Origin of the sequence: Hallella seregens ATCC 51272 (assembly GCF_000518545.1) — a bacterium.
Classification (GTDB): Bacteria; Bacteroidota; Bacteroidia; order Bacteroidales; family Bacteroidaceae; genus Prevotella; species Prevotella seregens.
In genome coordinates, this window is record NZ_JADU01000008.1 from 112961 (window position 1) to 126921 (window position 13961).

Annotated in this window: 8 protein-coding genes; 2 read left to right on the top strand and 6 right to left on the bottom strand. The window is 57.6% G+C overall.

Features of this window, described 5'->3' with window-relative positions:
• Nucleotides 1–2 precede the first annotated feature (2 nt).
• From L888_RS0103505 to L888_RS0103525, 5 genes are all read right to left on the bottom strand, one after another.
• A complete protein-coding gene (locus L888_RS0103505) occupies nt 3–566 on the bottom strand; it encodes a serine O-acetyltransferase (RefSeq protein WP_005847206.1) in 564 nt (187 codons plus the stop codon).
• Nucleotides 563–2296, bottom strand: coding sequence for a thiamine pyrophosphate-binding protein (locus L888_RS0103510; RefSeq protein ID WP_027951893.1), 1734 nt, complete (start codon nt 2294–2296; stop codon nt 563–565). Before L888_RS0103510 ends, L888_RS0103505 begins: the two co-directional genes overlap by 4 nt.
• Nucleotides 2297–2307: 11 nt before the next feature.
• Nucleotides 2308–3174 carry an SDR family NAD(P)-dependent oxidoreductase gene (locus tag L888_RS0103515; RefSeq protein WP_005847203.1) on the bottom strand — a complete coding sequence of 289 codons (867 nt, stop codon included), beginning with the start codon at nt 3172–3174 and terminating at the stop codon, nt 2308–2310.
• Nucleotides 3159–4712 (bottom strand): lipopolysaccharide biosynthesis protein, encoded by a 1554-nt coding sequence (locus L888_RS0103520; RefSeq protein ID WP_005847202.1) that lies wholly within the window; start codon nt 4710–4712, stop codon nt 3159–3161. Before L888_RS0103520 ends, L888_RS0103515 begins: the two co-directional genes overlap by 16 nt.
• A 635-nt stretch (nt 4713–5347) precedes the next feature.
• The gene (locus tag L888_RS0103525; RefSeq protein WP_027951894.1) at nt 5348–6466 is read right to left on the bottom strand and encodes a porin; all 1119 of its coding nucleotides are present in this window, start codon (nt 6464–6466) and stop codon (nt 5348–5350) included.
• A 1068-nt stretch (nt 6467–7534) separates the two neighbouring features.
• Here L888_RS0103525 and L888_RS0103530 point away from each other — a divergent pair.
• Together L888_RS0103530 and nrdG are read left to right on the top strand one after the other, a co-directional pair.
• Nucleotides 7535–9745, top strand: coding sequence for an anaerobic ribonucleoside triphosphate reductase (locus L888_RS0103530; RefSeq protein WP_027951895.1), 2211 nt, complete (start codon nt 7535–7537; stop codon nt 9743–9745).
• 21 nt (nt 9746–9766) lie between these two features.
• Nucleotides 9767–10267 (top strand): anaerobic ribonucleoside-triphosphate reductase activating protein, encoded by a 501-nt coding sequence (nrdG, locus tag L888_RS0103535; RefSeq protein ID WP_027951896.1) that lies wholly within the window; start codon nt 9767–9769, stop codon nt 10265–10267.
• Between the two features lie 134 nt (nt 10268–10401).
• On the opposite strand, the gene L888_RS0103540 is transcribed toward nrdG, so the two are convergent.
• Nucleotides 10402–13932 carry an alpha-L-fucosidase gene (locus tag L888_RS0103540; protein WP_027951897.1) on the bottom strand — a complete coding sequence of 1177 codons (3531 nt, stop codon included), beginning with the start codon at nt 13930–13932 and terminating at the stop codon, nt 10402–10404.
• Between the last annotated feature and the right edge of the window lie 29 nt (nt 13933–13961).

A 13961-nucleotide genomic window follows, 5' to 3' on the forward strand; every position in this document is an offset into this window, starting at 1 on the left:
GTCTAAAGTTTGATTTTGCATTTAATACCGTCCTTACGGACGATCACCGCCGGATTTCCCACTACGGTACAGTTGTCGGGTATGCTTTTATATACACAGCAATTGGGCCCGATCCGCACATTGTGCCCAATCGTTATCTCCCCAAAGATCCTTGCTCCGGCACAAGCATAGAAGTTGTCGCCTATTTGTGGAGAGCCGCCTTTCTTCTTGTTTTTGCCGATAACAACGTTTGGTTGGAAGGTGGCGTTCCTGCCAATCCGTGCTTCGCCATTGATGATTATCGTCCCCCAATGGAAGAGAGTTACCCCCTTGCCAAGGACATTGGGCGGAATCTGGAAGCCGGATATTCGCCCAAGTCTCCTCAAACGCCACAAGGCATACAGTTTCAACAAGGGGTGGTGGCAGTTGATGGCATATTCTGCCATCCGAAGACAGCGAAGATACTGCCGCTGCAGGTACTGGTCGCAAATGGGATCGGCGAATGCTTGTCCGCGTAAACCTCGACCGACAAAATTCGATTGATCGGCCTTTACATACGCTTTGTAGTCTTCCCAGGAGCGAATCATTGCTTGATTAGGTTTTTAACCAAAGCTGTTCCTGCCGGTCCCAACACTTTCTTCAGTATCGCTTTAGGCGTATGGGCAGGCTCGTTGCTGTTGCTTCCGATAAGCTCCTGAATGGCTTTCACCTCATCATCAGGGTTGGTGGTGACCTCAAAGACAACAGGTTGCTCGGACGGAGCGACAAAGATGAACTTCTTTTCCTCGAACTCTTCCTTGGTCGTGGCCGACAAATAAACGAATCCACAATCTTCGGCCCAACCCTTGGCCGTGCCGTTGTGTCCGCTGGCCGCCACAAACTGATCCAGTTTTACCTTGTCTTTCCACGGACGGGTCATCACCCTGAACTCCGCTCCCGTATGATTATTTATTAAAAGAATCCTCACGTTTTTCCTGATGTGGCGGATGCCGAGAGCGTTCATATCATAGAAGAAAGCCAGGTCGCCGGTAACCAAGAAACACAGTTCTTCTGTGTTCATACTCTCTCCAACCAGCATGGAAGTGCAGCCATCTATTCCGAATGCCGCCACGTTGGCAAAGCCTTTCACAGAGGCTTTCAGTGGGAAATAGTTCCAGCAACGGAGACTATTAAGGATGGCGAAGTTGATATAACTGTTTTCAGGGATCAGGGAATGAAGCTGTTGGGCGACATAAAGATTGGACAAAGGAAGCTGTGTGTCGGTTACCAAGTTCTGTATCTCGGTTTCCCATTCCGTAAAATAATTGTTCTCCTCGACCTCGTCGACCGTTGCTGTCCGTTTGAAGAAGTCTGCATCGGGCGACACGAAGACCTTGGTCAGCCGGCCGTAGGTGTCCACCACGTCGCCTCCCCGGTCAACTCTCCACACCTCCGTCCGTTCGCCAAGTCCGCTCAAGGCGCCAAAGATGGAATAGTCGCCTGTCTGTCCGCCAACGGTAATGACAATATCAGGACAGAGGCGACTGTCGGCTATCCTGCGGGAAGACACCAGCAAATTGCCCTGGACTGTGTTCCTGCCATGGAAATTAGACAGATTGTTGGTGTATACCGCCGCATGATGTCTTTGGGTAAAGGCATCGATGGCTTCCGTTTGGGCCTGCGTGAAAGGCCGGTGCTCGCCAATGACGACGAGAATCTTCTTTCCCTTGAGTTCCAACTCACTCCAGTCGTCCCAGTATTCGTAACGCTTGATGGTGCGAACGCTGGGCAGCTCTTTCTGGTCGAAGACGCTTTGCACACGGTCGTCTATCCTGATGTTCAGCTGTACCGGGCCTGGGGTGTGGTGTGTCAGCTCGAGCATGGCCTCCCTTGCCCGCTGCTGGCAGAGGACTCGCGTGTTTACATCTACGACCTGTGGCAAGTCATACGATTTCTTGACGGCGTCGCGCGGCAGTGAACATTGGTCGGGCGCCTGCATGTAGTCTTGGTACTCGTAGCGTTCGAGCTTGGATGTTGTGATGGCAAGAATAGGCACATGCTTGTAAAACGCCTCGGTAAGTCCGGGCAAATAGTTCCTCGTGGCCTGTGCGCTGGTGCACGATGTGGCCACTTTCTCCCCGGTCTGCAGGTGCAGTCCAATGGCAAAATACATGGCGCTCCGCTCATCCGGGACAGAATAGCAATGGAAGAAGTCGTCGTCTTGAACGGCTTGAACAATCGGTATATTCGTCCCGCCGGGGTTTAATACAATGTGGCGTATTTGATATTCCTTTAATAAAGCAATAACTATCCTGACGTTTTCGTGAGTTGAATACATTGTGTTGAATATTAGAATGAATAAGGTACGTCATCGTAGGAGAGGTTGCCCGCGCCTCCTGTCATATAAATCATGTCGCCCATGATTGCACGGCCATAGTCGCTGACAAGGATAACCGCCATGTTGGCAACTTCTTCCGGCATGATGTATCTCCCCAAGGGGATGCGCTCCAGGCCCAAGTCTGCCTTGTCACCGGCCGTCATCATAGGGGTCGCTGTCGGGCCAGGCGCAATTCCGTTGACCGTGATGCCGTCCTTGCCCAAAGCCTTTGCAAGTCCCAGCGTCAGGGAACGGATTCCCCATTTGCTCAGAATGTAGGCGCTGTTTCCCGGACGAAGACACGAGGCAGAGCCTATGTTGAGTATATTTCCGCGGATATGATTGGCTTTCATATACCGTCCTACAAGCTGCGACAGGAAAAACGCACCTTTCAGATTGGTGTCCATGACGGCATCGTACTCCGCTTCCCGGGCTTCGGGCATGGGAGCTGCATTCACCCCTGCGTTGTTGACCAAGATGTCAACAGCAGGGATTCCCTCTGCCTCCAGCAATGACAATATCCTTTGAAACCCCTCTGCAAAAGAAGAAACGTCGGAATTGTCAAGTCTGAACGCTATGATTTTAGAGGAGGGAAAAGCCTGCTCCAGCTCTGTTTTCACCTTGCTCAACTTGTCTTGATTCCGCCCGGTCATGACTATCGAGGCTCCGGCTTGCAGGAATGCCCGGGAAATGGACAAGCCGATACCACTCGTTCCTCCCGTGACGAGGGCGCATCTTTGCTCCAGCATCCTGCTCGGCGGGAGTTCAACGGTCTTGATTATCATTCTCGGGCGACGGTCAAGGAGCGTCTTGACAAGGTGCTTTATTGTTGTGTACATACGTGTTTTTTCAGGAGTTTTGCCATAACCAGCCCTTTCACTTTCCCTCTTTCAGACTTGGACATCCCCACCATATAAATGAAAATTACGGAACTGACGAGGGACGCAGCAACGGTAACCAACAGGTTCAGCCAGTATCCGGGAACTGCATACAGGCATGCCAAAGGCACGGGCAGCACAAGAACAGAAGTGTAAAGGATGGGAAAAATAGAGGAGTTCAGGTAATCTCGAACCGACAAACCTATCTTACTGCGCAGGTAAATGACCCTTGCGACGATGATAACGACATTGATAAGGATTCTCACCACCCACACAGACCATACCGCCATACCCAATTTCAGCACGACATATACCGCAGGAACCGTGAGGAAATTGATGGAAGAGACCAGTATCTGGTAGTTTCTGATATGTCCGGCGGCCTGAACCGACATGTAGAGCGGGGCCGTCAGTGCCTCAGACAGATAAAAAATCAGGATGAGCTGACAGAAAATTCCCGTGTACTCCGGGACGTCGACCAGCCAAATATCCAGTATCTTGTCTGTCTCCAACAGGAGTGGAAGCGAGATGAACAGCATCAGGAAATAGGAGTATTTGGACGTCTTGTAGACCAGATTAAAAAACTCTCGGATCTGTCCCGCCGCATAATACTTCACAATCTGGGGATTGAACGCAGTCTGAAAATTAGTGAAGAACTGGACGACCTGGCCCGAAATCTGATTGGCTATGCCCAATGCCGCGTTCAGCGTAACGCCGTAGAAGATGTTGACCACGATGTTGAGACCCTGCTGGGCAAGTATGTTTGCAGCATTTCCCATCAGGGACCACCCGGAGAAACTGAACAAATCCTTGAACATTCCACGGTCCCACAGCAGGCGATAGCGCGCCGTTCGGAAACTCCGGACACAGTACACGCGATAGGCAACATTGTCTGCAACGTTGACCAACAGCAGCAGAAAGCCATACGCAATGAGCTTGTCGACGGGAGAAATATACAGCAGATAGACAATGCCGAGCTTCAGCACGACATCCAACAAGCTCAAATAGGCATAAAAATCCATCCGTTCATAGGCAATGAGCGTTGCATTGTACGGTATCCTCGTCAGGTTGAGCATGAACGTAAATACCGTAAACTGATAGATCCAGAACGCAGCGTCGGCCCGGGCCGGAGGAATATTGAGCTGTGTATTGACAAACCACAGGCCGACCGTCTCGGCCAGAACCAGGAATACCACCGACAGCATGGCATAGATGCTCATGCTGATACAGAACACCTTGTGGGTCTTCTCCTCGTCCTGCTTGCCCAAGTAGAAGTTAAGAAACCGCTGTGTCGCAGAAGTCAGCGCGCCGTTTACAAAAGAAAACAGAACGACGATGCCCCCAATGATGTTGTAGATACCATAGTCGGACACCCCCAACACGTGCAGAACCACGCGCGAAGTGAAGAGCGACACAACAAGTATCAGCAACATCCGCACGTAGAGAAACATGGTGTTCTTGGCGATGCGCTTGTTGTTTGAAACCGTATGTTCCTGTGCCATGATTGTTTGTTCGTGGCCGATTGGCTATCGTATCAGCCCCATTTCTCTGGCCAGCCCTGCATTAATCACAGTGTTATTTCTTACCTATAAAGGGCTACCCGTTCGTCGACAATCGTTTTTTCGGATATGTCTGCCCTGCATGTCTCCATAGCCTACGCCCGAACCCTGCCCAAACAAAAGGACAGGAGGACTGTCTTTCCCGAACGATTCGGCCCGATGAAAAGGTTGATTCTGCCTGCTTTATGGCAAGCTGCATTCCTGATTGGGCCATAGTTTTCAAGGCTATAAGAGTTTATCATATATCAAAGACCTATGGAAATTAATTTGTATTTCACCTTTCGAGTCTATCTTAGAGGTACCAACAATATACCTCGTGGAAAATTCAATGGTTTGAATATCAGCGAGTTATGTGTTTTCATACGTGCAAGGGCCCGAGCAGTAGGGGGTGCTGGAGGGGTGTAAGCGGGCTCTTGTGCCTACAAAGATAGGGGAAATCCGTGGAAAGAGCAAATCTGAGGCGGAGAATTTTGCCTGTCGGCCGGGTCGAGTGTGCAAATGATTGCACTGCAAAGGGGATGCCAAGCAAGGCCGACGGCACGGACACCACAGCATGAACCGCCGAAGCACGCGCCCCCTCAGAACCGGAAGTCGAGCTGCACGTCCACCATGTCGTAATCGTGGCGGGCCAGCGAACGGTCGTTCACGCGCAGGTATTCGGCATTGAGCTGCACGTTCTTGTTGAACATGAAGTTGGCGCCCACCTCGTAAAGGGTCTTGCTCGTGCGCCACGAGGCCGAGGGGCGGTACAGGTCGTAGCGGACCTTGGCATAGAGTTTCTTCGGGAGCACGGGGGCGATGACGAGAGCGTAGGCGCCGTCGGCCTTGGCACCGAGGGCCTCGTTGACGTCGCACTTGCTCAGGTCGGCCGAGGAATTGTAGGTGGTCTGGAAGGCTTTGCCCGTGGAATGGATGTACTCCGAGCGCACGGTCCAGTCGCAGAACTTGTACTCGCCCGAGATGGCGTAGCGGTGCTGGGGCAGCCGTCGCACGCCGGCGACGTCGTTGCCCTGGAGGTTTTTCCAGCTGCCCTTGCGGCTGTAGGAGCCTTCGGAGCCGAACACGCCGAGGCGCAGGCCGGCCACGGGCATCACCCAGACGCCGCCGATGAGCTCTTTCTGCTGGTCCACGTCCTTGGTGTTGATGCCCTGTCCGTTGAACACGCCGGCCTGATAGTGCAGCAGCGGCCGTCCGGCGGCGTTCTTCACGAGGTCGCCCTCGAGCTGCACGCCGATGTCGCGGCCGTTGCTCGGGTGGGCGCCGGAGCGGTCGGCAAAGTAGACCAGACGGCTGACGCTCTGGGCCACCGACAGGAATCCCTGGTCGATGGGGTGCAGGGGGTTGTCGAAGGAGAACGGGCGCTTGAACTGGCCCACCTTCACACGCATGAACCCGAAGCGCTGCCACTCGGCAAAGAGGTCGACCAACCGGGGCGAGTTGCCCAGCGTGGAGGTGTTGCCGTTGAACTGAACCTGTGCTTTCCAGTACCAGTCGGTGGCGATGCGCCCGTCGAGACTGAGGCGCAGCAGCCGCAGGTTGAAAGAGTTGCTCTCCGCGCCGTCCTGCCCGGAATACTGGTATTGCGCCATGCCGTAGCCCGAGAGCCTCACGTTGTTAATCCATGCCGGGGTCTTGTTTTCCGCGCCGGCGGCGGCCATCACGGCGACGGCGGCCAGCGTCATCATAGTCCTTTTCATGATATGTCAGGGTTTTGGTTGCCGTATGCAGACATGCGGCCGACGCTGCAAACGGCCGGCCGGAGCTGCAAACATGCTGCAAATATAAGGATTATTCTGGAAATGTGGGCCGTTCCCGCCCGTTTTTTCTCGGCCGGCAGACGCGGGGACAGCTGCAAACGCGGCATTGTCGTGGGGCGGCCGCGCTGCAAACGCAACGGGAATATAGCGCAAACGCTACACGGGCACACCGTAAACGCAACGGGAATATGGCGCAAACGCCACACGCCTACGCCGCAAACGCCATGCAATAATGCCGCCAACGCCACGCAAATGCGCCGTCGCCGCAGGGCTCCCACACCGGCAAGCATCCTCCAACCCACCCTATCAAGTCCTATACCCCCCTATCCTCTCTTAAAAGACAACCCTTGCCACAACAACAAACAACCACAACAACCACCCCCACACCCTGCAACGATTGCCAAAGACCACCTTATTCTTCCCCCAACCCACCCTATCAAGTCCTATACCCCCCTATCCTCTCCTAAAAAACAACTCCTATAACAACAACAAACAACCACAACAACCACCCCCCCACACCCTGAAACGATTGCCAAAGCCCACCTTATTCTTCCTACAACCCAGCCTATCCTCGCCCAAACCCAGAGCCTATCAAGTCCTATAACGGCCTATCCTCTCCTACAAATCCCCCTATCCTCTCCTACAAATCTCCCCTGCCCCATCCCCAAAAACCGCCCCGCACGGCAACCTTGGCCCCCTCCTCCGCCCGCCCCCGTGCGCCCCCCGCGCCGCCTGCCCCGGACGGCACGGGGGATAAGCCGCTGAAAACCTTTGCCTTGTACCCGGAACTTGCACCATCGCTTCACAAAAACGGCAACAATTCCACACGGATTTTTGCTAAAGTTTTCTTTTTAAATCTGTAACTTCAAGACTATCAAACGATTGACATTTCTTAACGCAACAAAAGTTGTCCAAAAGTAAAATCTTCACGGGAGAATGGTTATCTTTGCAACATCATTCCAACACAATTCAACAAACCCCTTTAAACCCCATCGAGGACACACCAAAATGATACAGACGGTAGTTAAAAGAGACGGTCGCATCGTTGGCTTCAACGACCAGAAAATCCAGGCAGCCATCCGCAAAGCCATGCTCCACACCGACAAGGGCGAGGACGAGCACCTCATCGTGCGCATCACTGACCACATCGCCACCAAGGGCAAAGCCCAGATGTCGGTGGAGGACATTCAGGACGCCGTGGAGGTGGAGCTGATGAAAAGCGCACGCAAGGACGTGGCCCAAAAGTACATCGCCTACCGCAACCAGCGGTCCATCGCACGCAAAGCCAAGACGCGCGACGTGTTCATGGAGATTGTGAACATCCAGAAAAACGAGGTCACGCGCGAGAATGCCAACATGAACGCCGACACCCCGGCCGGCATGATGATGAAGTTTGCCTCGGAGAGCACCAAGCCTTTCGTGGACGACTACCTGCTGAGCGAGGAGGTGCGCGACGCCGTGAAGCACAACTACATCCACATTCACGACAAAGACTACTACCCCACCAAATCGCTCACCTGCGTGCAACACCCGCTGGACCACATCCTAAACCACGGATTCGTGGCCGGCCACGGCTCCTCGCGACCCGCCAAGCGTATAGAAACGGCTGCCGTGCTGGCCTGCATCTCGCTGGAAACCTGCCAAAACGAGATGCACGGAGGCCAGGCCATTCCCGCCTTCGACTTCTATCTGGCCCCCTTCGTGCGGCTGAGCTACCAGGAGGAGCTGCGCAACCTGGAGCAGCTGACCGGCCAGCCGCTCGGCCATCTGATGGACGCGCCCATCGACGACTACCTGGAGCTGCCGCTCGACGGCCTCGACGGCGACGACCGCCTCAAGCAGCACGCCATCAACAAGACCGTGAACCGCGTGCACCAGGCCATGGAAGCCTTCATCCACAACATGAACACCATACACTCGCGCGGCGGCAACCAAGTGGTGTTCTCCTCTATTAATTACGGCACCGACACCTCGGCCGAGGGCCGCTGCGTCATGCGCGAGCTGCTCAAGACCACCTACGAGGGCGTGGGCAACGGCGAGACGGCCATCTTCCCCATACAGATCTGGAAGAAAAAGCGCGGCGTGAACTATCTGCCCGACGACCGCAACTACGACCTCTACCAGTATGCCTGCAAGGTGACGGCCCGCCGCTTCTTCCCCAACTTCCTGAACCTCGACGCCACGTTCAACCAAAACGAGCGCTGGCGGGCCGACGACCCCGAGCGCTACCGCTGGGAAATCGCCACCATGGGCTGCCGCACACGCGTGTTCGAGAACCGCTACGGCGACAAGACCAGCGTGGGACGGGGCAACCTCAGCTTCACCACCATCAACATTGTGCGCCTCGCCATCGAGTGCATGCAGGTGGCCGACCCCAGCGAACGCATCAATCTCTTCTTCGCAAAACTCGACCACACGCTCGACGTCACCGCCCGGCAGCTCGACGAGCGCTTCCAGTTCCAGAAGACGGCCTACGCCAAACAGTTCCCCCTGCTCATGACCAAGCTCTGGAACGGCTGCGAAAAGCTCGGGCCCAACGACACCATCGAGAGCGTCATCAACCAGGGCACGCTCGGCATCGGCTTCATCGGACTGGCCGAATGCCTCGTAGCCCTCACCGGCAAGCACCACGGCGAGAGCGACGAGTCGCAGCAGCTCGGGCTGCGCATCGTCACCTACATGCGCGACCGCGTGAAGCAGTTCTCCGAGCACTACCAGCACAACTACTCCGTGCTGGCCACTCCCGCCGAGGGCCTGAGCGGCAAGTTCACCAAGGTGGACCGCAAGGAGTTCGGCTCCCTGCCCGGTATCACCGACCGCGACTACTACACCAACTCCAACCACGTGCCCGTCTACTACAAGTGCTCGGCCCGCCACAAGGCCGAGGTGGAGGCCCCCTACCACGACCTCACCCGCGGCGGACACATCTTTTATGTGGAAATCGACGGCGACGCCACCCACAACCCGCAGGCCATCATGGCCGTGGTCGACATGATGGACCGGCTCAACATGGGCTACGGCTCGGTGAACCACAACCGCAACCGCTGCATGGAATGCGGCTACGAGAACGCCGACCCACACATGGAGACCTGTCCCAAGTGCGGCAGCCACCACATCGACCGGCTGCAACGCATCACCGGTTACCTCGTGGGCACCACCGACCGATGGAACCACGGCAAGCTGGCCGAGCTCAACGACCGCGTGCAACACAGCCTGTAGACCCCATCCCCCCCTACCCCCATGTCCACCCTCTCCATCCTCTCCATCGTCGAAGACACCATGGTCGACGGCCCCGGCCTCCGCACTTCCGTCTATTGCGCCGGCTGTCCCAATGCCTGCCCGGGCTGCCACAACCCGCAGTCGTGGGACATCCGCAGCGGCCACCCCATGTCCACCGACGACATCATGCGCGTCATCGAGGCCGACCCCTACGCCAATGTCACCTTTTCGGGCGGCGATCCCATGTTCCAACCCGAGGGCTTCACCGCCCTGGCCAAGGCCATCCGCCGGCGCACGGCGAAGACCATCTGGTGTTTTTCAGGCTTCACCTTCGAGGCATTGGTCAGGAATCCGCGCCAGCGCGCCCTGCTCGAACAGCTCGACGTGCTCGTCGACGGGCCTTTCGTCCAGTCGCTGCGCGACGAATCGCTCATCTTCCGCGGCTCCACCAACCAGCGCATCATCGACGTTCCTGCCTCGTTGCGCCGGGGCGAGGTGGTGACGTACCGGCTGGCCGTGTAGCTCCGCCCACGCGCAACCCCCGACCTGCACGTGCAAAACCGACGGGCCGCCCTCCTCTTTCGAGAAGGGCGGCCCGTCGCCATGTCGCCGCTGCCCATTCAAAAACCGAACATCGACGAGCTGCAAACCCACCGTTACCAGACCACAACCTTCTTGCCGTGCGTCACATACACACCCTTTGTCAGCTTCGAGTGGTTGCGGCCGACGGCCTGACCCGAGAGACTGTAGACTTCGGCGGCCCGCAATGCGGCGGCGGCCGGCCGGCTGATGGCTGTGGGAGCTGGGTCTATGCGCACCATCCGCACCCGCTTGGCACGGAACTCCTGCTGCTCACTGCCCTGCGTCAGGTCGCACTGGAAGCCCACGTTGAGCGTGGTCGTCTCGTTGAGCGCGAAATAAATGCCGTTGAATGTGCCGTCCTTGGTGCATGCCCCCATGTCGTAATGGGCGATGGACTTGCGCTCCATATCGGCTGTGGGAAGCGTGCCCCGGCTGGCAAAGATGTAGCCGCGCACGGGCAGCCACGTGTCGTCGAACGTGGCGCCGAAGTAGTAGGAGCCCCGCGGAAGGGTCAGCGTGCGGTAGATGCGGGCGTCGGCCAGCGAGCCCACGGTGTTGCGTGCGCGGTCGTTCCAAAGGCCCATCATCAGGCTGTAGCTGCCCGTGTAGTTGTCCAGACCGGCCTTGGTACCCGTCCCATCGGTCTGGGGAATACGGAAATTCTCGACCGTCCAGTACTTCGGGGCCTCGAAACGCGTAGTTCCCGGGCCGGCGGGCGTGAAGCCGGAAGCCTCGACAAGCAAGTCTTTCGTCAGGTCGGTGGCATGCTCTTCGTCGCCCCGTCCACCGGGAACCTTGCCGTTTTTCTGAAAATCCTGGCAAGCAGCCTGCAACAAAAGACAGGCGTCGGGCAGGCTCTCGGAGACCAAGAGCTGTGCGGCCCGGGCCATCTGCGCCCGCAGCCTATCCACGGCCTGGGGACTGTAATAACCCGTGTTGCGGCCAATGACGGCCGCGGAGAGCAGGGCTTCTGCCTCGGCCACGAGTCCGTCATACTGCGCCGACGTGACATCGGCGTAGCGCAGCAGACTCACCCGCTTGACGCGCAGCTCCTGCGTCTCCGCTCCACTGGCCAGATCGGCCTGGAAACCAAGGTAGACATCGGCTTCGTCATCGAGGGAGAAGTAGACGCCGTAGGTGTCGTTGCCGTCGCGGACAGCCGTCACTGGATAAAACGCCAGCGACTGCTGCTCAATGTCCTGTGTGGCGCAGGGCTCGCGTGAGGCAAAGACATAGCCGCGGGTCAGGTTGTAGTGGGTGTCGAAAGCCCCGCCGAAATAATAGCGGCCCCGCCGCAAATGCACTTTCTGGTACACGCGGGCGTCGGCCAGCGGGGTCGTGGCGCGGCTGCGGTCATTCCATATGCCGAGCATGAGACAGCTGGTGCCGGGATAGTTGTCGATGCCGTTCTTGGTGCCGCTGCCGTCGGTTTGCGGTATCTCGAAGTTGTCCACCGTCCAGAGTTTCGGCGTGGCAAAGCGCGTGGCCGTGGCTTGCTTGCGGGCAAAGTCGGCGGTCTCGCCAAGCACATCGGCCGTGATGTCCTGTGCATGGGCGGCATCGGCAACGCCGCCGGCACACTTCTCCTGCACGGTCCGGCGGTAGGCCGCAGTGAGAGCTTCGACAATCTGGCCTATCGCTCCGTCGCCATCGTCCTCGCGGCAGCTGCGGGCCCGGGTCAGTTCGGCCTCGAGCAGCAGCACATTGCGGCGGCTCACCTTGCCGGTGTTGTAGCCTGCCGTGGCCTTGAGAACCGCCACGGCTTCGTCCACGGCGGCGACGAGCTGCTGCAGACGGGCCCAGGACGAGAGTGTTTCGCCGAAGCAAATCTGGAACACCGGGGCTATGTCGTTGACGCGATGGGCGGGCACGTCGACAAAAACACCGTCGGCCCGCTGCTCGAAGCCCACCTCGCCGTGGCCGAGCAGCTCCACCTTCGCGACGCGCCCATTATAATAAGGTGAGAGCACACCCAGAGACTCCAGCCGGTAGCGACCCGCGGCAGGCCAGGCCATGATGGTGGCAAAGAGCGTGTCGTGGCGTTCGGCATAGCGCACGTCGCGGCTCGAGTAGTTGTTGTTCTCGTTGAATCCCTGCGCCGTGAGCGGGTTGGATGCCTCGGCTAGCGGGCCCTCGCCGAAGGTTTTCCAGGGACGCGTGCCGTAGATGCTCTGCTTGTTGTCCTTCATCCACGCCGCGATGCCCTGCACCACAGCCAGTTCCTTGTCGTCGATGGTGCCGTCGCCCTTCACCGGGACGCTGAGCAGCAGGTTGCCGTTTTTCGACACAATGTCCACGAGCATGCGCACCACCTGGCCCGCCGGCTTGTAGCTGCCGGCCTCGTAGACGGCCCGACTGTAGTGCCAGCTGCCGATGCAAGTGCAGGTCTGCCAGGGTTTCTTCTGGATGCGGTCGGGTATGCCACGCTCCACGTCCCAGAGCAGGGCCTGCTTCTGCTCGTCGTCCAGTATCTTTCCCATGACCACTACCTGCGGCTGGCCGCCGTTGCGGCGTGCGCTGTGGTTGTAATAGCTGGCCAGAATGTTCAGTCCCACGCTGTCGGTCACTCCGTAGAACGGCAGCACGGTGTCGTCGAAATAGAGCATGCTGGGGTTGTAATCGTTGATGAGCTGCAGCACGCGGTTCTGAAACTTGTCCATGTAGGCCTGCGTGGGACGGGCCGCCCCGTTGCCCCACGCCCACTGGCTGTGGATGGTTCCCGAGTTGTCCCAACCCGTGCTGTGGGCGTGCCGCTGGGCATAGAGCTCCTGCGGGTCGTAGCCCTCCCACCAAGTGCCGCGGCCGTCGGCCGCCGTCAGGTTGCCGTCGTAGGGCTGCGAGGGCTCAAGCCACGTCCACGCGTGGCTGGCATGGATGCTCACTCCCATCGGCAGCCCGTGCTTGCGGCAGGCGTCGCTCCAGCCTTTCACGAGGTCTTTCCGCGGCCCCATGTTCACCGAGTTCCACTGTTGGTAGGGGCTGTCCCACAGGTCGAAGTTGTCGTGATGGTTGCCCAGCGCCATGAAATACTGTGCGCCGGCTTCCTTGTAGAGCTTCACCAAGGCCTCGGGATCCCATTTTTCAGCCTTCCAATGGTGTATCAGGTCCTTCAGTCCGTGGGTTTGGGGCGAGCCGAAATGGGCGGTGTGCCAGTTCCATTGCTCTGTTCCGGGGTAGTACATGAAGCGGGCATACCAGTCGCCGTCCTCGGCCTCGCACTGCGGGCCCCAGTGGGCCCACATGCCAAACTTGGCATCCTTGAACCATTGCGGGCACTGCCAGCCGCGCACGCTCTCCCATGTGGGCCGGAAAGAGCCCTGCTCCACCGGCACTCCGGCCCGGGGGGCTGCGCGGCGAACGGACTGCGAGGCCGACGGGCGCGGCAGCACCGTCTGGGCATAGCCCGCGGTGGCGGCCATCGTAAGTGTCAAAGTGGATAAGAATTGTCTGATTTTCATAAGCGTTGTGTTCGTGAAGTCTGCTGTTGCAAAGAAAGGAATTATAACGTCAGTCTGCAAATGTGGAATCAAAAAAATGATAACGGCTATCAATATCATGCGCATGTTCGTCAATTTCATGCTAAAACAGAGCCGCCAAAGCGACATTTTACAGAGAAGATTTCCTACCTTTGTCG